The following is a 26,108-nucleotide window of genomic DNA, read 5'->3' as shown; positions in this document are numbered from 1 at the left end:
TCAGCCACCGGACCGGTCCTCCCCCGGGCGCGCCCTTGGGCCCGTACTGTCGAGCCCGAGCTGGGCGGCGGTCCAGGCCCCCACGGGGTCCTCCCCCCCGACCAGCCACCAGGCGAGGTGGGCGTGGAGGCACTTGACCCCGCGCCGGGTGCCCCCGACCCCGCCTCGGGGCCAGGGGCCAGGGGCCTGGCCGCCGAGGCGCTCGACGATGGCCCGGGCCACCTGGTCCCGCTCGGCGGCGTAGCGGGCGTGGGCCTCGGCCAGGGCCGCCGCGGGAACCGCCGCCTCCGCCCGACGGACCCCGCCGATCGCCTCGACCCGGCCCACCGCCCGACGCAGCTCGGGGTCGACCAGCCAGTAGCGGGTCGGCATGGGTGTCCCGTCGTCCAGCCAGGGCGCGTTCTCCAGCACCACCGGTCGGCCGTCGCCGTCGCGCCGGACCACCCAGCAGGCCCCGGCCGGCGGCCGCCCGAGGAGGGCCGCCACGCCGGCCCGTTCGTCCCCGAGGAGGCCCGCGGCGCCGCTCACCGCCAGAACTCGAGGGTCTGGAGCACCCTCGTCAGGAAGCCCGCGCCCTTTTTCGCCCTGGCGGCGGTCGGCGCCCCGGTCGTCGGCGCCTGGGGCGCCAGGCCGTAGGCCACGAGGGGCCCGCCGGCTGCGGGATCGAGCGCGGGGGCGTTCGGGTCCATGCCGGGAGGCAGGGAGCCGCCAAGACTCGGGGCGCTGCCGAGCTCTCGCTCGGCCAGGGCCTTCGCCACCGCCGGGTTCGACAGGGCCTTGACCTCGGCCGCCAGGCGCTGGTCGACCCGGTGCAGACGGGTCACCGCCGCGGTCGTGGCCCGGGTCTGGGCCCGCTGGTGCAGCAGGGTGCCGAGGGGGAAGGTGGTCCCGAGCACCACCCCACTGAAGACCGCGGCTGCGGCCAGGGCCTGGCGGTGCCGGGGCCAGCGCCAGGGCGCCTCGAGCCGGCGGTGGCGGCCTGACCGGTTCGCCCCGGGCCGAGGGGTGCGGGAGGCAGGGGTGCACCTCACGCGCCGGGCTCCGACCCCGCGGCGACCCACTGCCCGAGCCGGAACGCCCCCGGGCCGGCGAAGCGCGCCGCGTCACCCAGCTCCTCCTCGATGCGCAGCAGCTGGTTGTACTTCGCCACCCGATCGGTCCGGGCCGGTGCCCCCGCCTTGATCTGGCCGCAGCCCGTGGCCACGGCCAGGTCGGCGATGGTGGTGTCCTCGGTCTCCCCCGAGCGGTGCGAGACCACGCACGCGTACCCCTGGCGGGTCGCGAGGGCCATGGTCTGGAGGGTCTCGCTCAACGAACCGATCTGGTTCACCTTGACCAGCAGGGCGTTCGCCACCCGGCGCCGGATCCCCTCGGCCAGCCGCTCGGGGTTCGTCACGAAGACGTCGTCGCCCACCAGCTGCACCCGGTCGCCGAGCTGGGCGGTCAGCTGGGCCCACCCGTCCCAGTCCTCCTCGGCCATGCCGTCCTCGATGGACACGATCGGGAAGTGCCCGACCAGCTCCGACCAGTAGGCGCAGAGCCCGTCGGCGTCGAGGCGCCGGCCCTCGCCCTTGAAGTGGTAGGCCCCGTCCTCAAAGAGCTCGCTCGTCGCCGGGTCGAGCGCCAGCGCCACGTCCCGGTGGGGGCGCAGCCCGGCCGCCTCGATGGCCGCCACCAGCACCGCGCAGGCCTCCTCGGTGGCCTGGAGCGCCGGCGCGAAGCCACCCTCGTCGCCGACCGTGGTGGCCAGGCCCCGGGCCCGCAGGACACCCCGGAGGGCCTGGTACACCTCGGCGCCCCAGCGCAGGGCTTCGCCGAAGGAGGCCGCCCCGAGGGGCACGATCATGAACTCCTGGCAGTCCAGGGCGTTGTCGGCGTGCACCCCGCCGTTCAGCACGTTCATGAGGGGCACCGGCAGGACGTGGGCTCCCACGCCCCCCAGGTAGCGGTACAGGGGCAGGTCCCGCTCGGCGGCCGCCGCCCGGGCCACCGCCAGGGAGACCCCGAGGATGGCGTTGGCCCCGAGCCGGGTCTTGCCGGGGGTGCCGTCGGCGTCGCAGAGGGCCTGGTCGATGAGCTCCTGGTGGCTGGCCTCCAGCCCGCGCACGGCCGCGGCGAGCTCCCCGTTCACGTGGGCCACCGCCTGGGTCACCCCCTTGCCGCCGTAGGCCGAGCCGCCGTCGCGCAGCTCCAGGGCCTCGTGGCTGCCGGTCGAGGCCCCCGAAGGCACGATGGCCCGACCCCGGGCCCCCGATCCCAGCTCGACCTCGACCTCGACCGTCGGGTTCCCCCGGGAGTCGAGCACCTGCCGGGCGTGGACCGTCGCCACCTCGCTCACCAGTCCGCCCCCTGCCCCCTGGGCTCCTCGGGCGTCCCGGCTGGCTCCATCGCACCCTCCTCGTTCCTGCCCGGCTCCGACCCGCCTGGCGGCGGCGGGGCCCGACGTTACCGGCTCCGCTCGACCTGGTGGCGGAACCGGGCGGTGGCGGCCCGCAGGGCGGCCTCGGCGTCCACCCCGAGCTGGCCGGCCAGGGCCACGAGCGAGAGCAGGGCTTCCCCGACGGCCCCGGCAGGGTCCGCCGCCGTGGCGGGCTCGGCCCCGGACTGACCCGGCGCGTCCGGCCCCGGGGCGCTCCCCGGGCCCCCGTGGGGCGAGGCCCAGGCCCCCGGGAGGGCGGCGGCCCGCCGGAGGACCTTCGCCGCCTGGGCCAGGGCCGGGAGAGCGCTCGGGATCCCCGCGAAGGGGTCCGAGCGGCCCTCCTCGGTCAGCTTCCGCCGTTCCCAGCCAGCGGCCACCTCCTCGGCGCTCGAGGCGGTCTCGGACCCGAAGACGTGGGGGTGGCGACGGACCAGCTTGTCGTGCACCCGCCGCAGGACGTCAGCCCAGGTGAACCAGCCCCGCTCGGCCGCCAGCCGGCTGTGGAGGGCCACCTGGAAGACCAGGTCGCCGAGCTCCTCCTCGAGGTGGTCGACGGCCGCTGGCAGGTCCGGATGGTCCTCGGCCGGGTCCTCGGCGAGCAGCCGGGCCACCGTCTCGACCGCCTCGAGGGCCTCGTAGGCCTCCTCGAGGAGGTGGGGGGCCAGGGACCCGTGGGTCTGCTCCCGGTCCCAGGGGCAGCGGGTCCGCAGCTCCCGGACCAGCTCCTCGAGCCGAGCGGCCTCGGAGGACACCGTCGGGGCGAGCCGGGGCACGTAGAGGGAGGTGAGGTGGTCGGGCTCGACGCTGCGGTCCAGCTCGGGCCAGGGGACCGACACGACGAGCTGGTCGGGCAGGCCGAGGTGGTGCAGCAGCACCCCGTCCGGCGGCTCGACGCCGGCCAGCTCGCACCACTCGGCCACCGCCAGCTTCACCGCCGAGAGCAGCTCGGGCTGGTCGCACTGGCCGACCAGGAACGGTCCGGGTTGCCCGGCAGCCTCCACGGCGAAGTCGCCGGCGTCGACGAGCCGCACCCCGGCCTCCAGGGGATCGACCCCGAGGGCCGCCCAGGCCAGGTCCAGGAACGACGGGGCGGCCACCAGCCGGAGCCGCACCCGGGGATCGACCCGCAGCGCCCGGACCGTCGCCTCGGCCACGAGAGGCGAACCCGGCACGGCGTAACAGGTGGGCTGGCGAGCCGCTTCGGCCACCAGGTCCTCGACCATGGACCGGTAGGCCTCGTCCAGGGTGCCTGCCGTCTCGTAGTGCTGGTCCAGGGAGCGGACCCGGACCCCGCGGGCTCGGGCCTGGGCGGCCAGCTCGGCGGCTGCCGGGTGCCGCTCGGTCCGCAGGACCAGGAGGGTGCTGCGGGTCGCGGCGTCAGCGGCGGCCGGGGGCAGCCAGCGCCCGTCCGCCGGGCCGAGGCCGACGACGACCAGCTCGGGCGGGTTGGCCTCGGGCACCGCTCAGCCCGAGGCCGGACCGGTCGCGGCCAGGGCGGCGGTGGTCACCGCCGAGGGATCGAGCAGGTCGGTCCGGGGCGGCACCGGCGGGGGCACGAGCCCAGCGTCGCCCCGCCAGCTGCCGTAGCGGGCGGCCACCTCGACGGGGCTCTTCGCCAGCAGGGTCCGCAGGGCGCGGTCAGCCGCTTGGGTCGTCCCGGCCAACAAGGTGGCCCGGATGTCGCTCGCCACGTTCACGAGGGGGGCCTGGGGCAGGGCTTGGACCCGCAGGACCAGCCAGTACGAACCACCGGTGCTCGGGTCCTGCCAGGCGAGGGGGGCCAGCAAGGTGCCGGGCTTCGAGGCGTAGATCCGCGCGCTGGTGCTGGCCCCGAAGGTGGCGGTGATGACCGAGGGGAGCTCGCAGGGCAGCTCGCCTCCCCCCGGCGGGGTCAGCTGCTGGTCGACGCCAGGACCGGTGGCCGCCGCCACAAAGGACTCGCCTCCGGCGATGGCCTTCTGCACGGTCGTCGCCGCCGCCTGGCTGTCGGTCACCAGCACCTCCAGGCAGGCCTGCTCGAAGCGGGCGTGGTGGGCCGAGTAGTAGGCGGCGATGGCCGCCGGCGAGATGTCGACGTGCCCGACCTCGGCCCGGAACTGCTCCTGCACCGCCAGGAACCGAGCCATCTGGGCCACGAAGCCGGCTGGCGCCGCCGCCAGGGGGTTGCTGCCGGCACTGGCGCACGAGGGGGAGACGACACCCTGGCTGGACTCGGCGGAGAGGGCGTCGCTCACCTGGCTGGCCAGGTCCGACCGGGCGGCGGCCAGGGCCGAGCTGGTCAGGGCGACGTGGTGGCTGGCCAGCTGGTGGCGGAGGAGGTGCTCGAGGACCAGGCTCTCCACCTCGGCGTCGGCCACCTGGGTCGTCACCGTCCCCTGGCCGGCACCCTGCACCGGGGCGTCGATCCCGAGCACCGCCGAGAACACGCAGGCCGCTGCCGGATGGTCGGCGAGGACCGCGAGCCGGGAGGTGACGGTTCCCTGGCCGATGGCCTGCCCGTCGACCACGGCAGCCGGCGGGGTCGGTTGGCAGGCGGCGAGGGTCAGGGCGCAGGCCAGTCCGGCGGCCAGCGCGACGAGACGAGTGCTCCAGCGGCTCACGGGGCGCTCATGCTACCGGGGGCCGCCTGGGCGGCGGGTGGCGGCACGAGTTGGCGGAGCACCCCGGTGAGCCAGTCGGCGGCGTCGCGTTCCTCCGGCGGCACCGGCAGGATCAGCTGGCCCAGGTCCTCCTTGTAGACGGCCCGGGGGTGCAGCCGGGCGAGGCGCACCTTGGCGCTGGCCGGCAGGGCCAGGGGTGCGAGCCGAGCCACCTGGCGCCGCTTCCCGCCGGGTCCGACCACCCCGCCGCTGGCCGTCACCGTCACCTCGTGGATCCCGACGCGGACGCACTCGGCCCGCAGGCGAGCCACCGCCAAGAGGCCCTCGGCCGGCGGGGGCAGGGGTCCGAAGCGGTCGAGCCACTCCGCTCGGATCTCCTCCACGCTCTCGGGGTCGGCAACGGCGGCGAGGCGCCGGTAGGCCTCGAGGCGAAGGTCCTCCCGGGCCACGTAGTCCGCCGGGAGGAAGGCCACGCTGGGCACGTCGATGCTGACCTCGGCCGGTGGCCGGATGGGCTCGCCCCGGGCCTCGGCCACCGCCTCGGCCACCATCTGCACGTAGAGGTCGTAGCCGACCGCGGCGACGTGGCCCGACTGGTCCTCGCCGAGCAGGTTCCCCGCCCCCCGGATCTCGAGGTCCCGCATGGCGATCTTGAAGCCGCTGCCCAGCTCGGTGTGCTCCCCGATGGTCCGGAGGCGCTCGTAGGCGGTCTCGGGCAGGACCCGGTCGGGCGGGTGGAAGAGGTAGGCGTAGGCCCGCTGGCCCGAGCGCCCGACCCGGCCCCGCAGCTGGTGCAGCTGGCCCAGACCCAGGCGGTCGGCCCGGTCCACCACCAAGGTGTTGACCGTCGGCATGTCGATGCCCGACTCGATGATGGTGGTGCACACCAGCACGTCCAGGCGCCGCTCCCAGAAGTCCAGCACCACCTGCTCGAGGGCCCCTTCGTCCATCTGGCCGTGTGCCACCCCCACCCGGGCCTCGGGCACGAGCTGCCGGATCCGGGCGGCCACCTGCTCGATGTCGGCCACCCAGTTGTGCACGAAGAAGACCTGGCCCTCCCGCAGCAGCTCCCGCCGGATGGCCTCGACGACCGCCGCCTCGTCGTACTCGCCGACGTAGGTCAGGATCGGCTGGCGCTCCGCCGGGGGGGTCTGGATGAGCGAGAGGTCCCGGATGCCGGTCAGGGCCATCTCGAGGGTGCGCGGGATGGGACTGGCGGTGAGGGTCAGCACGTCGACCCCGGTGGCCAGGCGCTTCACCGCCTCCTTGTGCTGGACCCCGAAGCGCTGCTCCTCGTCCACCACCAACAGGCCCAGGTCCTTGAAGCGCACGTCGGCCGCCAGCAGCCGGTGGGTGCCGATGACCACGTCGACCGAGCCGTCCGCCAGCCCGGCGACGACCTCCCGCTGCTCGGCCGGGGTCAGGAAGCGGGAGAGGACCTCGACCCGGACCGGGTAGGGGGCGAAGCGGGTCGAGAAGGTCTGGTGGTGCTGCTGGGCCAGGAGGGTAGTCGGGACCAGCACGGCGGCCTGCTTGCCGTCCTGGACGGCCTTGAAGACCGCCCGCAGGGCCACCTCGGTCTTCCCGAAGCCCACGTCCCCGCAGACCAGCCGGTCCATGGGCCGGGGCTGCTCCATGTCCCGCTTCACCGCCTCCACCGCGGCCAGCTGGTCGGGGGTCTCCAGGTAGCCGAAGGCGTCCTCGAGCTCCCGCTGCCACGGGGTGTCCGGGGCGAAGGCGTGGCCGGTGGCCGTGAGCCGGGCCCGGTAGAGGGCGACCAGCTCCTCCGAGAGCTTCCGGACCGCCGCTTGGGCCCGGGCCCGGGTCCGCTGCCAGTCGCTGCCCCCCAGCCGGTGCAGGGTCGGGGCCTCCCCGCCGCTGTAGGGGGTCAGCATGCCGATCTGGTCCGAAGGTAGGTAGAGCTTGTCGCCGTCCCGGTACTCCAAGAGGAGGTAGTCCCGGGCCGCGCCCCCGACCTCCCGGGTGACCATGCCGGCGAAGCGCCCCACCCCGTGCTGGCGGTGCACGACGTAGTCGCCGGGGCTCAGGTCGTCGAAGAACCCCTCGGCCGGTCGGCTCCGTGCCCGGGCCCGCCGGTGCGGCCGTCGTCGGCCGCTCACGTCGGCCTCGGCCACCACCGCCAGGCCGGCGCCCGGCGCGAGGACCCCGTGGTCCAAGGAGGCCACGGTCACCACCACCGCACCGCCGCCCGGGAGGTCCTCCAGGCCGCCCGTGGCGTCGCGGACCTCGAGCCCTTCGGCCCGGAGGTGCTCGGCCATCCGGGCCGCTGCCCCGGCGCCCTCGCCGCAGACCACCACCGTGTTGCCCTCGGCCGCCAAGCGACCGAGGCGGCTGGCCAGGGCGGCGCGCTCCACCCCGGCGAGGGACCAGCCGCGGACCCCGACCTCCGGGGTGGCCGGGCCGTCGGGCACCGGGGGGAGGGCCACCACCGGTGCCGGGCAGCGGGCCAGGAGGCGATCGAAGCCCAGGTGCAGCCGGGGCACGTCGTCGGCCGAGCCCGGGAACCCCCAGGTGTCGGCCAGCGCCCCGACGAGGGCCGCTTCGTCGGCCACGAGCTCCTCGGCCCGGTCCCGGGCCCGGCGGGGGTCGACGAGCACCACCCGGGCCTCGGCCGGCAGGAGGTCGGGGAGCAGGCGGGCCTCCTCGTCGAGCCAGGGCCAGAAGGCTTCCATGCCGTCGAAGACCTCGCCGTCGGCCAGCCGGCGCCACTGGGCGGCCGCCCAGGGCTGCTCCTCGAGGAGTCGGGCGGCCCGCTCGGCCACCGCCGGGGTGGGCAGCACCTCCCGGCACCCCACCAGGAGCACCTCCGAGAGGGCCTCTCCCGAACGCTGGTCCCCGGGGTCCAGGACCGCCAAGCGGTCGACCTCGTCGCCGAAGAAGTCGATCCGGACCGCGTCCTCGCCATCGGGCGGGAAGACGTCCACGATGCTGCCCCGCACCGCGACCTCGCCCCGGTGCTCGACCTGGTACTCCCGCCGGTACCCGAGGGCGACCAGCCGGGCGACCAGCTCGTCCCGGCCCATCGAGGACCCCAGGGCCACCCTGACCGGTGCCGTCGTCTCCTCGAGGACCCCGAGGCGCTGGAGGACGGCCCGGACCGGGGCCACGACCACCGTGACGGGGCCCGCGGCGGCGGCCGGATGGCCCTGGAGACGCCAGAGGACCCGCAGCCGCTGGGCCATGGCCCAGGACTCGGGGCTGACCCGCTCGAAGGGCAGGGTGTCCCAGGCCGGGAACAGCTCGACCTCGGCGGCGGGCAGGAAAGCCCGCAGGTCGTGGGCCACCCGCTCGGCGTCGGCCTGGGTCGGGGTGACGACCAGCAGCGGTCGGCGCCCCCCGAGCTGGGCCAGGGCCCCGAGCACGAGGGGCACCCCGGCCTCGGCCACCGCCACCGCCGGCTGGGCGGCGTCCACCAGCGCCGCCATCCCCGGGTCCCGGGCCAGCCGGCCGAGCAGGCCGGCCAGGGGCGGGCGCGCCTCCCTCTCCGTCCGCGTCTGGGCCTGCGTGGAGGTCGAAACTGTCCTCACCTCACCGTTGCGCCCGGGCCGCCCCGTTCACCGCCGTCATGGCCGCCGCCACGCCCTCGCGCACCAGCAGTTCCACGGCGTCGGCCGCCAGCGCCGAGGCTAGCGCCAGCTCCTCCGCGTCCCGGCCGGCCAGCCGCCGCAGGACGTAGTCGGCCCCGGCTCGCGGGTGGGGCGGCTTGCCGATGCCGATCCGCACCCGGAGGTATCCGGAGTGGTGGAGGTGGGCTTGGAGGGACCGCAGCCCGTTGTGCCCCGCCGTCCCCCCGCCGAGCTTCAGCTTCAGCTGGCCCGGAGGCAGATCGAGCTCGTCGTGGACGACCACGAGCCGGGCCGGGTCGGCCAGCCGGTAGCGGCGAACCAAGGCTGCGGCGGCGAGGCCCGAGTCGTTCATGTAGGTGGTCGGCACCGCCAGGATCAACCGGCCCGCCTGGCCCCCGGGCTCGTCCCCGGCCAGGGGGGCCCAGGCGACCTCCGCCCAGGTCCCCCGCTCGGGGCTCAGCCGGAGTCCCCGGCGACGGGCCAGCTCTCGCACGGCGGCCGCCCCGACGTTGTGCCGGGTGCCCTCGAACTCCCGGCCCGGGTTGCCGAGCCCCAGGACCAGCAGGTCGGGACAGGGCCCCTCGGGGACCGGCCAGCCGCCCCGGCTCACCCCTCGGCGCTGTCCTCGGCCACCTCGGCCTCGCCCTCCTCGCTGCGCTGGCCGGCGCCGCCCGTCACGACCACCGTGTCAGGGTCCAGCTCGCAGGTCGCCCCCGCCGGGAGCCGCAGGTCGGCCACCCGGATGACGCCGCCGACCGTCAGGCCCGAGACGTCGACCTCGATCGCCGAGGGCAGCCCACCGGGGGTGGCCGTCACCGGCACGGTGAAGAGCTCCTGGTCGACCACCCCGTCGGCGTGGGCCACCTCGACCGCCTCGCCGACCAAGGTGACGGGCACCTCGGCGGTGACCCGCTCGTCGGGGTTCACGACCTGGAAGTCCACGTGGAGGAGGGTGCCCCGCACCGGGTGGCGCTGGAGCTCCCTCGCCAAGGCCAGGTAGCGCCGGCCGTCCACGTCCAGGGCGAGCACCGCGTTCAGCCCGGCAGCGGTGGAGAACGCGGCCCGCAGGTCCCGGGCGGCCACCGCCACCGGCAGGCCCTCGACCCCGTGGCCGTAGACCACACCCGGCACCTTGCCCTCCCGGCGCAGCCGCCGGGCCGCCGCCGACCCGACCGGTCGCCCGGTCTCCGCCCGCAGCTCGATCTCAGCCATCGCTCCGCTCCTGCGTCGTGCCCTGGTGCTCACCCCGGGGGCCCGGAGGAGCCACGCCAGGATAGTCCTCCAGACGCGAGGCCCGGCCGCCGACACCCTTGTCGTGGGGGAAGGGCGGTCGAGCGAAGCCGATGGGTCCCGGGGTCGGCGCGGGGGGCCGCTGGACACCGGCCAGGCCCTCGCGGTCCTCCTCGAGACGCATCCCGACGCCGACGTCGCGGCCATCAACGGTTCGGGGGTGGCGGTGCCGGTCCCCGCCACGGTGCCCCTCGGCCGTCACCGCCCCCTGCTCATCCCCACCACCTTGGACCTCGTGATGCCCGCCGACCGGGTGGTCCTCGTCGACCTCTACGCCCGGGCTCGGGCCGCGGGCTGTGCCAGCGCCCCGGTCCGCCGGGTCGAGGACCCCGGGCAGCCGGTCACGGTCTTCGCCGTCGACGTCCGACGGGAGCACGGGGTCATCGTGCTGGTCTTCGCCGGCGACCTCGAGAACGAGACGGCGTCCCTGGTCCGGGCCGCCCAGGCCCCGACCCCGCCCCGGGTCGCCCGGGCCACGAAGGACGCCTCGGCCGTCTTCACCTGGGTGGACGACGCCCTGCCCCGCATCCTGGGCTGGCGACCCGAGGAGCTCGTGGGGCATCGCTCCCTGGAACTGGTCCACCCCGAGGACCAGGAGCTGGCCATCGCCAACTGGCTGGACCTCCTCGAGACCCCCGGCACCGGCCGACGGGTCCGCCTCCGGCATCGCCACCGGGACGGCCGCTGGGTCTGGCTGGAGATCACGAACCACAACCACCTCGACGATCCCGACCCGGCCGCCAGCCCACCAGGAGCTCCGCCGGGCCAGATCGTGGCCGACATGGTCGACATCTCCGACGAGATGGCCGCCCACCAGGCCCTCGAGGCCCGGGAACGCCTCCTGGCCCAGCTGGCCGAGACCGTACCCCTCGGCCTGCTGCACGCCGACCAGCGAGGCCACCTGCTCTTCGCGAACGACCAGCTCCACCGGATCCTCGCCGCTCCCCGCACCGCCAGCCTCGCCCGGCTCTTCGACCATGTCCTGCCCGAGGACCACCCGGCCATCGAGCAGGCGCTCGCCGACGCCCTCGGGGGAAGCCCGAAGGACCTCGAGGTCCGGGTGGTGGCCGGCAGCGAGCTGCGCACCTGCCTGGTCCGGCTCCGGCCCCTCCACGGGGCCCCCGCCGCCGAGCCCAGTGCGTTCGACGGCCTGGTGGGCTGCGTCGAGGACGTGACGCTCAGCGTGCGGCTCCGGCGGGAGCTCGAGCAGCAGGCGACCTACGACCCGCTCACCGAGTGCCGCAACCGGGCCTCGACCTTCGCCGCCCTCGAGGAGGCCCTCGCCCGGTCGGGCCGCCGTCCCGGCGGACTGGCGGTGCTCTTCGTGGACCTGAACGGGTTCAAGGCGGTGAACGACCGTCTCGGGCACCGGGCCGGCGACCAGCTGTTGTGCGTGGCGGCACGCCGCCTCCAGGAGTCGGTCCGGGCCGGGGACGTGGTCGGTCGGATCGGGGGCGACGAGTTCCTCGTGGTCGCCCCGGGGGTGCGCCGGGCGGCCGACGGGCTGGCCCTGGCCGAGGTCCTCGCCGCCCGCCTCGCCGAACCGATCCTCCTCGAGGGGCACCGGCTGACGGTGACCGCCAGCATCGGCGTGGCCTGGACCGCCGACCCCGCGACCCCCGGCGACGGGCTGGTGGCCGCCGCGGACACCGCCATGTACCGGGCCAAGCAGCGGCGAAGCGGCCCGTGCCTGGCCGACTGGCGGGCCCTGCCCGCCGCCCCACCCCCGAGCTGAGGGCCGCGGGGCCCTGTGCCGGACGACCGGCCGGCGCCGGGGTCAGGCCCTCGAAGACGGCGTCGATGGCGTCGGCGATGAGCCCTGCGACGGAGAGCACCTCGAGCTTCTCGATGCGCCGCTCGGGAGGGACCGGCAGGGTGTTGGTGACCACCACCTTCGAGATCGGGGCCTTCTCGAGGCGCTCCAGGGCCGGATCGGAGAGCAGGGCGTGGGTGGCCATGGCCCAGACGTCGGCCGCCCCGTGCTCCACCAAGAGCTCGGCTGCCGCGCAGATGGTGCCGGCCGTGTCGATCATGTCGTCGATCAGCACGCAGGTCCGCCCTTCCACCTCGCCGACCACGTGGAGGGCCTCGACCTCGTTGGCCGTGCCCCGGGGCCGACGCTTGTGCACCAGCGCCAGGTCGGTGTTGAGCTGCTGGCTGTAGCGCTCGGCCACCTTCACCCGGCCGGCGTCGGGGGCGACGACCACCAGGTCGTCGGTGCCGTGCCGGCGGAGCTCGGCGAGGAGGACCGGCATGGCGGTCAGGTGGTCGAAGGGAAGGTCGAAGAACCCCTGGATCTGGCCCGAGTGCAGGTCCACGCTCACCACGCGGTCGGCCCCGGCGGTCTGCAGCATGTCCGCCACCAGCTTGGCGGTGATCGGCTCCCGTCCGGTCGCCTTCCGGTCCTGGCGGGAGTAGCCGTAGTAGGGACAGACCGCCGTGATCCGCTTCGCCGACGCCCGTTTCGCCGCGTCGATCATGATGAGCTGCTCCATGAGGGCGTCGTTCACCGGGTTGCAGTGGGTCTGCACGATGAAGACGTCGGTGCCCCGCACCGAGCTGCCGTAGCGGCAGTGGATCTCCCCGTTCGAGAACTCCCGCAGGTTCGCCTCCCCGAGCCGGACCCCCAGGTGCTCGGCGATCTCCTGGGCCAGCTCGGGATGCGATCGGCCGGAGAACAGCTCCAGGCGGCGGCGAGGGACGAGCTCCACGCGCCCGACGCTAGCAACCCCTCCGGCGTCGTTCCCTCAGGCGGCCTGGGGACCGGGGGGCCGGAGCTGGTCGCCGTCTCCCACCACGGCCCCCTCGGCCAGGGCCACGAACGGCCCGACCATCGCCCCCTCGCCGATCCGGGCGTGCCGGGCGTGGCTGGCGACCACCCGGGCGCCGGCACCCACCTCGCAGTCCACCAGCAGGCAGTCCGGCCCGATCTCGGCCCCGGTGCCCACCACGGTGGCACCCTGCAGGATGACCCCGGGCAGGAGGACCGTCTCGGGAGCCAGCTGCACCGTGGCGTCGACGTAGGTCCGGGCCGGGTCCCACATGGTGACCCCCTTGCGCATCCACTCCAGATTGATCCGTCGGCGCAGTTCCGCCTCGGCGACGGCCAGCTGCGCCCGGTCGTTCACCCCGGCTGCTTCCTCGGGGTCCGAGAGGGGCACCGAGGCGAGGGAGTAGCCCGCGCCCGACAGGACCCCGTACACATCGGCCAGGTGGTGCTCCCCGTCGCGCCCCGACGGTCCGATGCGCCGGAGGGCTGGGGCCAGGACCCCGTGCCGGAAGCAGTGGACGGTGGTCGCCACCTCCACATGGCTCGCCGGGGGGGCACTCGGGTCCTCGCCGGCGTCCTCCGTAGCTCCTCCTGATCGGCCCGGGCGGCGTCGTGCGCTCCCCCGACCGGCCGGCGTCGCCCCCGCCTCCGCGAGCCGGTGGGTGTCGGCAGCCGGGACCACCTCGACGACGCTGCCGTCCTTGCCCCGGACCACCCGCAGCCCGGCACTGGCCTCCTCGACCCGGGTGGTCAAGAGCGTGGCTGCCGCCTCCTCGAGTCGATGGACCCGGATCAGGGTCGCCAGGGTCTCGGCCCGCAGCAGCGGGGCGTCCCCGGGGAGGACCAGCACGTCCCCGTCGGCCTCGCTCATCCGGTCCGACAGGGCGGTCAGGCCGACGGCCAGGGCGTCCGCCGTGCCCCGACGCTCGGGCTGCTCCACGAAGGTCAGGGACAAGCCTGCCGGGGCCTGCTCGGTCACCGCCTTCGAGACCCACTCCCCCCGGTGGCCGACCACCACCACCACTTCCTCCACCGGGAGCTCGGCCAGGGCGTCGAGCACGTAGAGGACCATGGGCCGGCCGCAGAGGCGGTGCACGGGCTTGGGTCGGTCCGAGCGCATCCGGGTACCGTCCCCGGCGGCCAGGACCACGGCAGCCAGCGGTCGGTAGGCCATGGACCTAGTCTGTCAGGGCGGCGGGTCGCAGCGTTGCCAGTCCCGGGAGGTCGTTCGACGTGGACTTCCAGGAAGCCGAGGAGCACGCCCTGCTCCGCCAGGCGGTCGCCAAGCTGGCCGCCGAGTACGGCCACCAGGCCTTCACCGCCGCTGCTCGTCAGGGCACGAAGCTCGACGAGCTCTGGCGCGCCCTCGGCGAGGCGGGGCTCCTCGGGGTGGCCGTGCCCGAGGAGTTCGGCGGCGGGGGCGGGGGGATCGTCGAGCTGGCGATCGTCTGCGAGGAGCTCGCGGCCGCTGGTTGCCCCCTGCTGCTCCTCATCGTCTCTCCGGCCATCTGCGCGTCGATCATCGCTCGCTGTGGCACCCCCGAGCAGCAAAGACGCTGGCTGCCCCGCTTCGCCACCGGCGAGCTCACCATGGCGTTCGCCATCACCGAACCCGACGCCGGCTCCAACAGCCACCGCATCTCGGTCCAGGCCCGTCGCGACGGGGACGTCTACCGGCTCTCGGGGACGAAGTACTTCATCTCCGGTTGCGACCAGGCCGAGGCGGTCCTCGTCGTCGCCCGCACCGGCACGGACCCGGCGACGGGCCGGGCCCAGCTCTCCCTGTTCGTCGTGGACCTCGCGGCGCCGGGGGTGTCCCTCGCCCCCATCCCGGTCGAGATCTGCTCACCGGAGAAGCAGTTCACCGTGTACCTCGACGACGTGGCGGTACCCGCAGATCACCTCGTCGGGACCGAGCACCAGGGCCTCCGCCAGGTCTTCGTGGGCCTGAACCCCGAGCGGATCACCGCCGCCGCCCTCTCGGTTGGGATCGGCCGCTACGCCCTGGAGAAGGCCGCGGCCTACGCCCGCGAACGACGGGTCTGGGACGTCCCGATCGGTTCCCACCAGGGCCTGGCCCACCCCCTGGCCGAAGCCAAGGTCCACCTCGAACTGGCCCGGCTCATGATGCAGCGGGCGGCCTGGTGCTACGACCACGGGGTCGAGGCCGGGGAGTGGGCCAACATGGCGAAGCTCGCAGCAGCCGACGCCAGTCTCGAGTGCTTGGACCGGGCCATCCAGACCCACGGGGGCCTGGGGCTCACCCGGGACGTGGGCCTGGCCGACCTCTGGGGTTTGGCCCGGCTGCTCAAGACCGCCCCGGTCAGCAGGGAGATGGTCCTGAACTTCGTGGCCCAGCACAGCTTGGGCTTGCCCCGCTCGTACTGACCGGCAGGATCGGCAACCCGACGTCGTCTCGGCTCCTCGCGGGCCACGAGGAAGGCCGGACTCAGCTCCGGCTCGAGACGGTGACGCTCATCTCGCTGGCGGCGGTCGACCCGGTCGGGCCGACCTCGATCGAGATCGCCCAGGTCGCCGACTGCCAACCCTGCAGGGTGGTGTGGCTGCCGGTGACACTGCTCTGCTCCGTGAACCCCGCGCCGCGCAGCGCCGCGTCGTAGCCGGCCAGGGCGCTGCTCGCCGCGCCCGCCGTGGCGTAGCGGTAGATCAGGTTGAAGCTCGGACCGGAGGGGCCTGGCCCGGTTTCGGCGAGCTGCAACCTGCCGTCCCGTGGGCGCGGCACCGACGAGGGGAAGCCGCTCGGCACGGCCACTGCGCCCCCGCCACCGGCGACCGATTCCGAGACGCCCGGGGCGCTGAACTGCGCATTGCCGTTGTGGTGCACGGTGATCGTGCCCCCCTTTGTGGAGATCGTCGTCCCTCCGCTCCCGCACGCCGCTAAGGCGACCGCCGCCACGACGCCCGCCCCGAGCGCCCCGAAGCGTCGGGAGGTTCTTGCCCGGGTTCTCGATCCACCCGGCCAGCTGCCGCACCGCATCGTTCCGCCTCCGTGCTTGTTGCGTCGAGGGACCAGGTCCCATGACGGTCGATTCGCAGCCGGCGTCACCATCGCCATTTCGCCGGGTCGCAGAAGCGTAGTCGATCCCGGCCAACGGCGGCGGTGATGAAGCGATCCTCGTGCACCACTCGCCTCGGCGTTCAGCTATCCCTCCCCGATCGATCGCTTCGGTTTGCAGCGGGACGACGAGCGCAGCCGCTTTCGCCGGCGACCGTGACCGGCACCGGGGTCGGTGGGGGACCGTTCAGCGCCGACCGGTCTCCCCGGGATCCGCAGGTGGGTCGCCCTCCGGAACCGTGCGGTGCCGCTGGAACCGGCGGGCGTCCTTTGCGGCGTAGACCGCCACGGCGGTGTCGCTTTCGACGGTCCGCTCCACCGCCTCGACGGTCGCCGCCAACTGGGCACCGGGGAGCGCGCAGGTCATCTCCTCGGGCCGCATGCCGGTCCGGGCTCGGCTCAGGGCGCAGCCCACGCTGGCCGCTGGCACCCCCTGCTGGGCGAGGGCGACGATGTGGCACTGGGGCTTCCCCTCGATGCGCAACGCCGGCAAGGCGTCGCGCAGCACCATGAGCTGCCGGGCCTGGACCCGCAGCAGGAGCACGTCGGGGGGGACCGGCAAGCTCGTTCCCGGGCCATAGACGATGGCCCCCGGAGCCGGCCGCACCCGGGGCAGGGAGGCCACTGCCTCGGGCCCCACCCATCCCTCGGCCACCAGGGCGGCCACGTCCTCCCGGTCGGCGAGGTCCTCGAGGTCCGCCAGGCCGTGGGTCAAGAGACCCACCGAGCAGTTGCCGTGGTCCTCGGGGGCGGTCTGGAAGCTTCCCCGGAGGCCCTCGACCCAGAACACGCAGCTGGCCGGCACCCGCCCCCGACGACCGTCGGGCCCGGGCGGCACCAGGGGGTGGTCGAAGGCCGGGAGATCCGCCACGGCCGTCGCCCGGAAGGCGATGCCGACCGGGGGCACCGCCAGGTGCAGGGCGCTGGTCAGGCGAGCCGCCAGGGCCCGATGATCCTGGTCTGCGGCGGCCATGTCGGGTGCCATCGCCGTATGGTGCTCCCCGCCCGACCCGCCTGGCCAGCCGGGCGGACCGACCAGGGCGGCCGGGGGCCAGCCGGATCGGTCGGCGCTGGACGCGCTCAGCCGGGCAGGAACGACAGCCGCAGCTGCCGCTCAGGGTTGTCACCGTTGGGATCGACCAGGACCACCCGTTGCCAGGTGCCCAGGGCCGGCCGGCCGGCGATGACCGGGAGGACCAGGGACGGGGAGACAAGGACCGGGAGCAGGTGGTCGGCCCCGTGGCCCGGGCTCCCATGGCGATGCCGGTACGGGGCGCTGCGAGGCAGCCAGCGGGCCAGCGCGTCGGCCAGGTCCTCCTCGGAGCCCGAGCCGGTCTCCATGAGGGCGACGCCGGCGGTGGCGTGGGGGACGAAGAGGTGGCAGAGTCCGTCGCCCCGATCGCGGCAGAACCGGGTCACGGCATCGGTGACGTCGCTCACCAGCCGGTTCCCGGTCCGAAGCGAGAGGAGCTCGCTCTCCACGGTCCTGCCCCTCACTCCCCGGCCCGAGCGACCAGGGCGGCCCGACGCCTTGCCTCCTGGTCCACCAGCCAGTCCGCCAAGGACCCGAGCGAGTCCAGCACCGCATCGGGCGCGACCGGCCACACCACCGGCACCGCCTCCCCGCCGAGGCGCTCCTCGGGCACGGCCAGGCAGGTCATGCCCGCCGCCTTCGCGGCGGCGACCCCGGTCGGGGAGTCCTCGATCGCCAGGCATCGCCCCGGGGGCACCCCGAGCGCCTCGGCCGCACGCAGGTAGACCGCAGGGTCGGGCTTGCCCGCCCCAACCTCCTCTGCCGAGCACCAGAGCGCGAAGCGGTCGCTCAGCCCCTGAGCGCCCAGGGCCACCTCGATGAGCCGGCGGGGCGAGGACGAGGCCACGGCCCGGGGCCACCCACGGGCCTCGCAGGCCCGGAGGGCCGCCTCCACCCCGGGCTTCTGGGTCGCCTCGGTCGCCAGCAGCGCCGCCACGGCCTCGACGACCTCCTCGGCCAGCTCGCCTGGGTCCAGGTCGTCCCGCCCGAAGACCCGCACCCAGTGGGCGGTGACCTCCCCGACGAACCGGCCCTTCGTCGATCGGCACTGGGCCACGCTCAGGGCGATGCCGTGGCGGGCGAAGACCGCCCGCTCGGCCCGGTGCCAGAGCGGTTCGGAGTCCACGAGCAGCCCATCGAGGTCGAAGACCACCGCCGACCAGGGCAGCCCCCCGGATCCCTGCGCAGGTCCCCAACGGTCGCCGACGGCCACGGCTCGACGCTAGCGGTCCCGGCTACGCCGCGATCGGGGGGTGGCTCGACCTGGGGCGCTGATCGTGCTTCGATGGCAGGAGGAGTCCCGTGCCCGTCGCCCGACGGGTGCCGCAGAGGGGCTCTGGAGGCGAGTGCCGAAGCGAGGTCGACGATGCCCGGGGTGATCAAGCGGATCTCAGCGATCGTCCAGTCCAAGGCGAACAAGGCTCTGGACAAGGTCGAGAACCCGGTGGACATGCTCGACATGTCCTACGAGCAGCAGCTCCAGAACCTGCAGAAGGTCCGACGGGCCCTTGCGGACGTGGCCACCGCCCGCAAACGGCTGGAGCTCCAGGCCCAGCAGCTCCAGCAGCAAGCGGACAAGCTGCAGCAGCAGGCCCGCCAGGCCCTGGCCCAGAACCGGGAGGACCTGGCCAGGGAGGCCCTGACCCGCCGGGGCACCATCGCCGAGCAGCTCCAGAGCCTCGGCCAGCAGCACCAGCAGGTGGAGCAGCAACAGCAGCAGCTCGAGCTCACCGCCCAGAAGCTCCAGGCCCAGGTGGACGCCTTCCGCACCCGCAAGGAGACCTTGAAGGCCACCTACACCGCCTCCAAGGCACAAGCCAGCATCGGAGAGGCGGTCTCGGGCATCTCCGAGTCCATGACCGACGCCGGCATGACCCTCCAGCGGGCCCAGGACAAGATCGCCGAGATGCAGGCCCGGGCCGGGGCCATCGACGAGCTGCTGGACACCGGGGCCCTCCCCGACCTGACCGGCACCGCCGACGACGACATCACCCGGGAGCTGAACGCCACGGCCACCGCCAACCAGGTGGACACCGAGCTGGCGGCCATGAAGGCCGAGTTGGCGGCTGGGCAGCCGGCTGGCTCCCTCGGCCCCGCCCAGGACGCCGCCGGCCAGGCCCCGAACGACCAGGCCGCCACCGACCAGGCCGGGACGGCCGCCACCCCGGGGGACAGCGCCGAGCCGGCGTCGGCCACCGACGGAGCGGGGCCGGCGTGATCGTCCGGATCCTCGGCGAGGGCCCCTACGAGGTGCCCGACGAGGAGGATCGGGCCCTCGGGGAGCTCGACGGCCAGCTCGAAGCGGCCATCGAAGCGGGCGACCAAACCCGCCTGGACGTGGTCCTCGGCGCCTTGCTCGAGCGGGTCCGGGCCCAGGGTCGGGCCCTCCCCGCCGACGATCTCCGACCCTCGGACCTGGTCCTCCCCCACGAGGGCTCGACCGTGGCGGAGCTCCGAGCGCTCCTCGCCGAGGGGGCGACCGCGAGCGGCCTCGCCACGGAGCCCTGACCCGACTCGGACGCTGACCAGCCGACCGACCCGTCGGACCCTCAAGCTCGTCCCAGCTCCCCTGGCTGGACCGGTGGTGCCCGGGCGTAGGACGCGCCCGGCGGGATCAGGACGAAGGAGGTCGGAGGTGGCGAGCACCCCGGAGCTCGAGCTCGAGGGACTCCCAGGTCACCCCTTCTTGGAGTTCCAACCGGCGGTCGACCTGGCCAGCGGCTTGCTGCTGGGCTTCGAGGCCCTGGTCCGCTGGCAGCACCCCGAGCGCGGCCGGATCGACCCCGGGGAGCTCATCCCGTGGGCCGAGGCCCACGGGGCGATCCTGGACCTCAACGCCTGGGTCCTCGAGGCGGCGTGCGAAGAGGCCCAGCGCTGGCCCTCGGGCATACAGCTGGCCGTCAACTGCTCCATCGTCCAGCTCCGCCGGGGCGAGGCGTCCCGGTCGGTCGACCGGGCCCTGGCCGCCACCGGGCTGCTGGCCGATCGGCTCACGGTCGAGGTGACCGAACGAGCCATCGCCGACGACAGCGCGGCTGCGGACCTTCGGGCGCTGGTCGAGCGGGGCATCCACCTGGCCGTCGACGACGTCGGCACCATGTGGACCAGCCTGGAGGTGCTTCGACGCTTCGCCGTCGACACCGTCAAGATCGACGCCGCATTCGTCCGGCACCTCGAGAGCGACGAGGGCGTGAATCGGGCCATCGTCGACGCCATCGTCCACGTGGGCCACTCCCTGGCCATGAGCACCGTGGCCGAGGGCGTCGAGACCGCCCGGCAGGTCGAGATCCTCCTGGAGTTCGGCGCGGACGTGGCCCAGGGCTACTACTTCGCCCGGCCCATGCCGGCCGACGCCGCCCTCGCCTTGGCCCGGGTCGAGCCCCGAGCCGTCCTCCCCTTGGCCGAGGGCGACGCCCTGGCTCCCTCCGGCGCCGAGCGGGGCCCCGCCTCGGGCTTCGGCCCGCTCCCCTTCGACCACTGAGAGTGGAATCGAGCACGCTCTTCGCAAGATCGGTGGTACGGGGGGGAGCGGACGTGGTCTGATTGGCGGCCATGAAGCTCGCCGTCCCGACCGAGACCCGCCCGGGCGAGCGCCGGGTGGCCATGGTGCCGGAGGTCGTCGGCCGACTGCCGGGAGTGGAAGTGGCCGTCCAGGCCGGGGCCGGGCGGGCCGCCCACTTCGGCGACGACGCCTACCAGGAGCGGGGCGCCAGCGTCGTCGGCGACCTCGCGGCCCTCCTGGAGGGGGCCGAGGTGGTGGCGAAGGTCCAACCGCCCACGCCCGAGGAGCTGGCCAGCTGGCCCGAGGGCCTCACCCTCGTGAGCTTCCTCGCCCCCCTGGCCCAGCCCGAGGTCGTGCAGGCCCTCGCCGACCGACGGGCCACGGTCTTCAGCCTGGACCTCCTCCCCCGGATCAGCCGGGCCCAGGCCATGGACGCGCTCTCCTCCCAGGCCACCGTGGCCGGCTACCGGGCCGCCCTGGCCGCTGCCGAGCTCCTCCCGAAGTTCTTCCCCCTCCTCATGACCGCGGCAGGCACCGTCCCCCCGGCGAAGGTGCTGGTGATCGGGGCCGGGGTGGCCGGCCTCCAGGCCATCGCCACCGCCCGCCGTCTCGGCGCCCAGGTCCGGGCCTACGACGTCCGGGCCGCTGCGAAGGAAGAGGTCCAGTCGCTAGGTGCCACCTTCGTCGAGCTGCCCCTCGAGACCCAAGAGGGCGCGGGGGGCTATGCCCGGGCCCAGTCCGAGGAGTTCCTGACCCGCCAACGGGAGCTCCTCGCCAAGGAGGTGGCCGCCGCCGACGTGGTCCTCACCACGGCCGCCGTGCCCGGCCGGCGGGCCCCGGTCCTCGTCACCCGGTCGATGGTCGAGCAGATGGCGCCCGGCTCGGTCGTGGTGGACCTGGCTGCCGACTCGGGGGGCAACTGCGAGGTCACCCAGGCCGGCCAGGACGTCGAGGTCGGCGAGGTCGTCGTCCGGGGCCTGAGCAATCCCCCTTCGGGCATGCCCACCCACGCCAGCTTCCTCTACGCCCGCAACGTCGCCAACTTCCTCGCCCTCCTTGTCCGCGACGGGCAGCTGGCACCGGACTTCGACGACGAGATCGTGAACAGCACCTGCGTGGTCCGCCAGGGCGAGGTCCTCCACGGCCCCACCCGGGAAGCCCTCGGGCTCCCACCCCTGGCCCCCTTGGCCGATCCGGTCACCGACTCCGCCGGCACGGCCCCCCCCACCGAGCCATCGAGCCCGACCAAGGAGGCCACCTCATGACCAGCAGCCCCGGGATCGTCGAACTGCTCACGATCTTCGTCCTCGCCGCCTTCGTCGGCAACGAGGTCATCTCCAAGGTGCCGAGCATCCTGCACACCCCCCTCATGTCCGGCTCCAACGCCGTCCACGGGATCATCCTCGTCGGGACCATGCTGGTCCTGGCGAACGCCCACGGCACCGCCGAGCTGGTCCTCGGCTTCTTCGCCGTCCTCTTGGCCACCTTGAACGTCGTCGGCGGCTTCGTGGTGACCGACCGGATGCTGGAGATGTTCAAGTCGAAGGGACACGGGCCCGAGCGACGCCAGGAGGCAGCCGACCGGCGGGACGGCGACGGCAAGGAGGCGGCGTGAACCGCTTGCCCGCCGCCGTGGACTTCACCTTGGCCGACGGCCGCGACCTGGTCTACCTGCTGGTCATCGCGGGCTTCGTCCTGGCCCTGAAGGGCCTCTCCTCGCCCCGGGGGGCCCGCCGAGGGAACCTCATCGGGGCCGCGGCCGCGCTGGTCGGTATCGCCATGACCTTCACCGACCCGGCTTTCCGGACCCCAGCCCCGGGGGTGGACCACGCCCTCAACCTGGCCCTCATGCTGATCGCCATGGCCCTCGGCGCGGCCATCGCCGTGCCGGCGGCTCGGCTGGTGAAGATGACCGCCATGCCCCAGATGGTGGCCGTCTTCAACGGGGTTGGTGGCGGGGCGGCCGCCCTGGTTTCCATCACCGAGTTCCTGAAGTTCCCCCACGGCACCGTGGCCGTCTACAAGATCTTCGAGGTGGTCTTCGGGGTCGTGGTGGGCTGCGTGTCCCTCACCGGCTCGGCGGTGTCCTTCGCCAAGCTCCAGGAGCTCGTGACCGGCCGACCCATCACCTACAAGGGGCAGCAGCCGGTCAACGCCCTGGTCGGCCTGACCATCCTGAGCCTGGTCCTGGCCACCTTGGTCACCGGCTCCACCCCCCTGCTCGTGGTGGTCCTCGTCCTCGGCCTCGTCCTCGGGGTCATCTTCACCCTCCCCATCGGCGGGGCAGACGTGCCGGTGCTCATCTCGCTCCTCAACTCCTTCACCGGCCTCGCCGTGGCTGCTTCGGGTTTCACCTTGGACTCCAACCTGCTCATCGTGGCCGGCACCCTGGTCGGGGCCTCGGGCATCCTCCTCACCAGGCTCATGAGCAAAGCCATGGGTCGCTCCTTGCCGAACATCCTCTTCTCGGCCTTCGGCTCGGTGGTCACCGCCGGGGCGGCCACCGGCGCCGACGCCCGACCGGTGAAGGCGGGCACACCCGAGGACGTCGGCGTCCTTCTGGCCTACGCCCGCAAGGTCGCCATCATCCCGGGCTACGGCCTGGCCGTGGCCCAGGCCCAGCACGTGGCCCGAGAGCTGGCCGATGCCCTCGCGGCGCGGGGCGTCGAGGTCTTCTACGCCATCCACCCCGTGGCCGGCCGGATGCCCGGGCACATGAACGTCCTGCTGGCCGAGGCCAACGTCCCCTACGAGCAGCTCAAGGAGATGGACCTGGCGAACCCCGAGCTGCCCACCACCGACGTGGCCCTGGTCGTCGGGGCCAACGACACCGTGAACCCGGCAGCCAAGTCCACTCCCGGCAGCCCCATCTACGGCATGCCCATCATCAACGCCGACCAGGCCGGCGCCGTGGTCTTCTTGAAGCGTTCCATGCGGCCGGGCTTCGCCGGCATCGACAACGAGCTGCTCTACGACCCCAAGACCACCCTCCTCTTCGGGGACGCCAAGGAGACCCTCACGAAGCTGGTCCAGGCGGTCGAGGCGGCCTGAGCCGCCCGAACGATCCCCCAACCGCAAGTTTGCGACCCCCTGGCAGTTCCCTTGAGTGCCGTGGCGCGTGCGAAACCACTCCCATGGGTGGCTCGGACGTGTCCTGGCGCCACGAGGGGGGACGGGAGCGTCGGTGCTGGTCCTCGACCGGCAGGGGATGCCCCCCAACCCTCCGCATCGACCAACAGGGCCGACCACCTGCGGGGCGGCCCGGAGCGATCCACGGAGGACAGCACATGGCATCGAAGTCACGGAGACGCCGGGGCCTGCGGCCCGCTCGGCTTGCCGGGGCAGCGGCCCTGGGCCTGAGCGGCGCCGGCCTGGCCACCGGCCTCGGCCTGACCGCCTTCAGCGCGGCTGCCCAGGCCAGCGCCCAAGGAACCCTCAGCCTGGCCTCAGCGAGCCTGCCCAGCCTGCCCAGCCTGCCCGGGCCGCTCGCCAACCTCCTGCCGACCGGCCTGCCGAGCTTCCCCGGCCTGCCCGGGCTCGGGAGCCTGCCGAGCCCGTCGTCGCTCGGCAGCGGCGCCCAGGCCCTCCAGAGCGCCCTGGCCCAGAGCCAGCAGGAGCTCCAGAGCAACCTCGCCAACGGCCAGCAGCAGCTCGAGACCCTGGTGAACGACCTGAAGAGCGGGCAGCTGCCCTCAGGCATGCAGTGTCTGCCCTTGCCGGCCCCGCCGAGCCTGCCCGGGCCGCTCTCGGGGCTCGGGAGCTTCGGGCTGACCGACACCGCCGTCGGCTCGGCCAACGGGCAGGGCGTGAGCCTGGTGGTCGAGCTCAGCTCGAGCCAGGGCCTGACCCTCTGCATCACGCCGCCGGCCGCGCCGAGCAGCTCGGGAACCAACCCGGCCGCCGCGCTGGAGCAGGCCTTCCAGCAAGGGGCGGCGAAGCTCCAGAGCGCCCTGGAGACGCTGGCGAACGAGGTGCAGTCGCACCTGCCGAGCCCACCCACCCCAACCACCAACAGCCAGGGCCAGACCTGCTACACCTTCAAGGCGCCGGCGTCCCTGCCCTTCGGCTCGGGAAGCGGGACGATCTCGGTCGGCGGCGGGGTGAACCAGGAGACCGGCAGCTTCACGCTGAGCGTGGGGACCAGCGGCGGTGAGTTCTGCTACGCCCTGCCGAACCTGCCGAGCGGCACGAGCCTGCCGAGCCTCCCGGGCCTGCCTGGCAGCGGCAACAGCGGCACGCCCAGCCTGCCGAGCCTGCCGACCTCGGGGAGCTTCTCCATCCCTGGCCTGCCGGTGTCGTTGCCGGGGGGTTCCTCGGGCTCTGGGGGCCTCTCGGTGAGCGGGTTCGGCGGCCACCTCTCGGTCAGCCTCGGCACGAGCGGCGGCTCGGTGTCCTACCAGCTGCCGAGCGCGCCGAGCGCCAGCAGCCTGCCGATCGGCCCCTCGACGCTCACGAACGGGCTCTCCGCCCTGAAGAGTGCGCTGAGCGGCGGACCCAGCGAGCTCGAGGGCGCGCTCGGGAGCCTGGCCGGTGCTGCGGGCTCGGGCAACCCGCTCGGGAGCATCCCCGGTCTGTGAGCTGAACACGACCGTCCTCGATCCTGCGTGCCGCAGGTGTCGTCGCCGGTGCCCGGTCTCTCTTCTCGGGGGACCGGGCACCGGCGCGCCCGGGCGGCGTGCGCTGCCGAGCCCGACGGGCGCTCAGCCGACGATGGGCGCTGGCCGGCCCAGGTCGGCCAATTCGGCGAAGACCAACCGGCCCTGGCTGGTCCTGCGGCTCCCCGAGACCACGACCGCCACCCGCTGCTCCCCGAGGTGGGCCTCGGCGCCGTTCACCACCACCATGGTCCCGTCCTCCAGGTAGCCGACCGCCTGGCCGGGCCGCTGCCCGGGCCGCACCAGGTCGACCTCGAGAGCCTCGCCCGGCAGGTGCTCGGGGGCCAGGGCGTCGGCAAGCTCCCGCAGGTCGACGGCCTCGACCCCCGCCTGCCGAGCCCGCCGCAGGGCGCTGCCCGAGCAGCTGAGCAGGCGAATCCCCCGCCGGCGGGCCAGGGCCACGGCTGCCGCCTCGGGGCCCTCGGCCCCGGCCGCGTCGGTCTCCCCCTCGACCACGACGGCCACCCCCTCGGCCTTGGCGTCGGCCAGCAGCTCGAGCGCCCGCCGGGCCCGGCGGCGAGTCGTGGCCTCGGGTGCGTCGGCCAGGAGGCCCACCTCGTCGACCACCGCCCGAGGCAGGCACAGCCCACCTTGGAGCAGCCCGGCGTGGCGGAGGACCGCCACCTGAGGACCGAGGAGGGCCGAGGTGTCGAGGACCACCGCCGCGCTGGAACGCTGGTCGGCTCGGGGGTCCAGCAGCTCGGCGATGCCCGCCGCTCGGGCCACGTCCCGGCCCTTTGCCGCCCCGAGGCGGGCCCCGAGCACGCCACCGGACCAGGCCAGCAGGCCGACCACCGGCCCGTCGAGCGAGGAGCGCACCAGAGCGATCAGCGGCAGGCCGAGGACCAGGCCGGCCAGGGCGCCGCCGGTCCCCACCACGGCGGCTGCCAGGATCTCGGTCGCCGGGACGGCCCGGAGGCGCCTCGCCACGGTGCCGGCGCCGCGATCGAGGAACCGACCGAGGACCCCCCCGAGCACGTACGCGACGCCGGCCCCCACCACCAGCCCGACCACCGAAGCCGTGCCACCCCGGCTGACGGCAGCGCCGGCCCGCTGGCCCCCGAGGGCCCCGAGCACCACCACCAGCAGCCGGAAGACTTCGACGACCACCATCGGCCTGCGCTTCCCCCGTTCGTCGACCTGGGGCGCACCGCGCCCGCTCCCCCACTCTATCGG

The 26,108-nt window shown here is 74.5% G+C and carries 23 protein-coding genes and 1 pseudogene; 9 read left to right on the top strand and 15 right to left on the bottom strand.

Annotated features, from left to right (window positions below):
- From Acit_RS02650 to Acit_RS02615, 8 genes are all read right to left on the bottom strand, one after another.
- The gene (locus Acit_RS02650) at positions 1-528 is read right to left on the bottom strand and encodes a DUF501 domain-containing protein (protein WP_248105428.1); all 528 of its coding nucleotides are present in this window, start codon (positions 526-528) and stop codon (positions 1-3) included.
- On the bottom strand, positions 525-1,031 hold the full coding sequence (locus Acit_RS02645; protein WP_248105427.1) for a hypothetical protein: 507 nt from the start codon (positions 1,029-1,031) through the stop codon (positions 525-527). Before Acit_RS02645 ends, Acit_RS02650 begins: the two co-directional genes overlap by 4 nt.
- Positions 1,028-2,338 carry a phosphopyruvate hydratase gene (gene eno, locus Acit_RS02640; RefSeq protein WP_248105426.1) on the bottom strand — a complete coding sequence of 437 codons (1,311 nt, stop codon included), beginning with the start codon at positions 2,336-2,338 and terminating at the stop codon, positions 1,028-1,030. Before eno ends, Acit_RS02645 begins: the two co-directional genes overlap by 4 nt.
- Positions 2,339-2,445: 107 nt before the next feature.
- Positions 2,446-3,879 carry a MazG nucleotide pyrophosphohydrolase domain-containing protein gene (locus Acit_RS02635; RefSeq protein ID WP_248105425.1) on the bottom strand — a complete coding sequence of 478 codons (1,434 nt, stop codon included), beginning with the start codon at positions 3,877-3,879 and terminating at the stop codon, positions 2,446-2,448.
- Between the two features lie 3 nt (positions 3,880-3,882).
- Complete coding sequence (locus Acit_RS02630) at positions 3,883-5,019, bottom strand: peptidylprolyl isomerase (protein WP_248105424.1); 1,137 nt, start codon at positions 5,017-5,019, stop codon at positions 3,883-3,885.
- A complete protein-coding gene (gene mfd, locus Acit_RS02625; RefSeq protein ID WP_248105423.1) occupies positions 5,016-8,567 on the bottom strand; it encodes a transcription-repair coupling factor in 3,552 nt (1,183 codons plus the stop codon). Before mfd ends, Acit_RS02630 begins: the two co-directional genes overlap by 4 nt.
- Before the next feature lies 1 nt (position 8,568).
- Positions 8,569-9,216 (bottom strand): aminoacyl-tRNA hydrolase, encoded by a 648-nt coding sequence (gene pth / locus Acit_RS02620; protein WP_248105422.1) that lies wholly within the window; start codon positions 9,214-9,216, stop codon positions 8,569-8,571.
- On the bottom strand, positions 9,213-9,818 hold the full coding sequence (locus Acit_RS02615) for a 50S ribosomal protein L25 (protein WP_248105421.1): 606 nt from the start codon (positions 9,816-9,818) through the stop codon (positions 9,213-9,215). Before Acit_RS02615 ends, pth begins: the two co-directional genes overlap by 4 nt.
- A 103-nt stretch (positions 9,819-9,921) precedes the next feature.
- Here Acit_RS02615 and Acit_RS02610 point away from each other — a divergent pair, with 103 nt between their 5' ends.
- A complete protein-coding gene (locus tag Acit_RS02610; RefSeq protein WP_248105420.1) occupies positions 9,922-11,631 on the top strand; it encodes a diguanylate cyclase domain-containing protein in 1,710 nt (569 codons plus the stop codon).
- A 61-nt stretch (positions 11,632-11,692) separates the two neighbouring features.
- On the opposite strand, the pseudogene Acit_RS02605 reads toward Acit_RS02610, so the two are convergent.
- Together Acit_RS02605 and Acit_RS02600 are read right to left on the bottom strand one after the other, a co-directional pair.
- Positions 11,693-12,607: pseudogene (locus tag Acit_RS02605) on the bottom strand (ribose-phosphate diphosphokinase); the annotation flags it as partial.
- A 36-nt stretch (positions 12,608-12,643) separates the two neighbouring features.
- Complete coding sequence (locus Acit_RS02600) at positions 12,644-13,840, bottom strand: NTP transferase domain-containing protein (RefSeq protein ID WP_248105419.1); 1,197 nt, start codon at positions 13,838-13,840, stop codon at positions 12,644-12,646.
- A 59-nt stretch (positions 13,841-13,899) separates the two neighbouring features.
- On the opposite strand from Acit_RS02600, the gene Acit_RS02595 reads away from it, so the two are divergent.
- On the top strand, positions 13,900-15,054 hold the full coding sequence (locus tag Acit_RS02595; protein WP_248105418.1) for an acyl-CoA dehydrogenase family protein: 1,155 nt from the start codon (positions 13,900-13,902) through the stop codon (positions 15,052-15,054).
- A gap of 61 nt (positions 15,055-15,115) precedes the next feature.
- Here the strand turns inward: Acit_RS02595 and Acit_RS02590 are convergent, their stop codons facing one another.
- The 4 genes from Acit_RS02590 to Acit_RS02575 all read right to left on the bottom strand — a co-directional run bounded on the left by Acit_RS02590 (position 15,116) and on the right by Acit_RS02575 (position 17,988).
- The gene (locus tag Acit_RS02590) at positions 15,116-15,583 is read right to left on the bottom strand and encodes a hypothetical protein (protein WP_248105417.1); all 468 of its coding nucleotides are present in this window, start codon (positions 15,581-15,583) and stop codon (positions 15,116-15,118) included.
- 346 nt (positions 15,584-15,929) lie between these two features.
- Positions 15,930-16,727, bottom strand: coding sequence for a DUF169 domain-containing protein (locus Acit_RS02585; protein ID WP_248105416.1), 798 nt, complete (start codon positions 16,725-16,727; stop codon positions 15,930-15,932).
- Positions 16,728-16,822: 95 nt separating this feature from the next.
- Positions 16,823-17,224: a YjbQ family protein gene (locus Acit_RS02580; RefSeq protein WP_248105415.1), complete on the bottom strand. Its 402-nt coding sequence runs from the start codon at positions 17,222-17,224 to the stop codon at positions 16,823-16,825.
- An 11-nt stretch (positions 17,225-17,235) separates the two neighbouring features.
- Positions 17,236-17,988: an HAD family hydrolase gene (locus Acit_RS02575; RefSeq protein WP_248105414.1), complete on the bottom strand. Its 753-nt coding sequence runs from the start codon at positions 17,986-17,988 to the stop codon at positions 17,236-17,238.
- Between the two features lie 153 nt (positions 17,989-18,141).
- On the opposite strand from Acit_RS02575, the gene Acit_RS02570 reads away from it, so the two are divergent.
- The 7 genes from Acit_RS02570 (at position 18,142) to Acit_RS02540 (ending at position 24,854) form a co-directional block, all read left to right on the top strand.
- Positions 18,142-18,993, top strand: coding sequence for a PspA/IM30 family protein (locus tag Acit_RS02570; RefSeq protein WP_282436058.1), 852 nt, complete (start codon positions 18,142-18,144; stop codon positions 18,991-18,993).
- Positions 18,990-19,283, top strand: a complete 294-nt coding sequence (gene pspAA / locus Acit_RS02565) for a PspA-associated protein PspAA (protein ID WP_248105412.1) — start codon at positions 18,990-18,992, stop codon at positions 19,281-19,283. The genes Acit_RS02570 and pspAA overlap by 4 nt, the downstream gene beginning before the upstream one ends.
- A gap of 127 nt (positions 19,284-19,410) precedes the next feature.
- Positions 19,411-20,256 carry an EAL domain-containing protein gene (locus Acit_RS02560; RefSeq protein WP_248105411.1) on the top strand — a complete coding sequence of 282 codons (846 nt, stop codon included), beginning with the start codon at positions 19,411-19,413 and terminating at the stop codon, positions 20,254-20,256.
- A 71-nt stretch (positions 20,257-20,327) separates the two neighbouring features.
- Entirely contained in the window at positions 20,328-21,542 is a 1,215-nt protein-coding gene (locus Acit_RS02555; protein ID WP_248105410.1) for a Re/Si-specific NAD(P)(+) transhydrogenase subunit alpha, read from the top strand.
- Entirely contained in the window at positions 21,539-21,892 is a 354-nt protein-coding gene (locus Acit_RS02550; protein ID WP_248105409.1) for an NAD(P) transhydrogenase subunit alpha part 2, read from the top strand. Before Acit_RS02555 ends, Acit_RS02550 begins: the two co-directional genes overlap by 4 nt.
- The gene (locus Acit_RS02545; protein WP_248105408.1) at positions 21,889-23,328 is read left to right on the top strand and encodes an NAD(P)(+) transhydrogenase (Re/Si-specific) subunit beta; all 1,440 of its coding nucleotides are present in this window, start codon (positions 21,889-21,891) and stop codon (positions 23,326-23,328) included. The genes Acit_RS02550 and Acit_RS02545 overlap by 4 nt, the downstream gene beginning before the upstream one ends.
- Before the next feature lie 236 nt (positions 23,329-23,564).
- Positions 23,565-24,854, top strand: a complete 1,290-nt coding sequence (locus tag Acit_RS02540; RefSeq protein WP_248105407.1) for a hypothetical protein — start codon at positions 23,565-23,567, stop codon at positions 24,852-24,854.
- Between the two features lie 123 nt (positions 24,855-24,977).
- Here the strand turns inward: Acit_RS02540 and Acit_RS02535 are convergent, their stop codons facing one another.
- Entirely contained in the window at positions 24,978-26,045 is a 1,068-nt protein-coding gene (locus Acit_RS02535; protein WP_248105406.1) for a hypothetical protein, read from the bottom strand.
- Positions 26,046-26,108 lie beyond the last annotated feature (63 nt).

The organism is Aciditerrimonas ferrireducens (assembly GCF_023130475.1).
In the GTDB taxonomy this organism is placed as follows: Bacteria; Actinomycetota; Acidimicrobiia; order Acidimicrobiales; family UBA8190; genus Aciditerrimonas; species Aciditerrimonas ferrireducens.
Note: the sequence above shows the minus strand (reverse complement) of the source record. Positions and strands in the feature narration are given on the sequence as shown.

What these genes read in the sequence shown, in the direction of transcription:
- Acit_RS02615 (WP_248105421.1), bottom strand. Translation starts at nt 9,818, where the DNA reads ATGGCTGAGATCGAGCTGCGGGCGGAGACCGGGCGACCGGTCGGGTCG.
- Acit_RS02600 (WP_248105419.1), bottom strand. Translation starts at nt 13,840, where the DNA reads ATGGCCTACCGACCGCTGGCTGCCGTGGTCCTGGCCGCCGGGGACGGT.
- Acit_RS02585 (WP_248105416.1), bottom strand. Translation starts at nt 16,727, where the DNA reads ATGGCACCCGACATGGCCGCCGCAGACCAGGATCATCGGGCCCTGGCG.
- Acit_RS02570 (WP_282436058.1), top strand. Translation starts at nt 18,142, where the DNA reads ATGCCCGGGGTGATCAAGCGGATCTCAGCGATCGTCCAGTCCAAGGCG.
- Acit_RS02555 (WP_248105410.1), top strand. Translation starts at nt 20,328, where the DNA reads ATGAAGCTCGCCGTCCCGACCGAGACCCGCCCGGGCGAGCGCCGGGTG.
- Acit_RS02550 (WP_248105409.1), top strand. Translation starts at nt 21,539, where the DNA reads ATGACCAGCAGCCCCGGGATCGTCGAACTGCTCACGATCTTCGTCCTC.
- Acit_RS02540 (WP_248105407.1), top strand. Translation starts at nt 23,565, where the DNA reads ATGGCATCGAAGTCACGGAGACGCCGGGGCCTGCGGCCCGCTCGGCTT.
- Acit_RS02535 (WP_248105406.1), bottom strand. Translation starts at nt 26,045, where the DNA reads ATGGTGGTCGTCGAAGTCTTCCGGCTGCTGGTGGTGGTGCTCGGGGCC.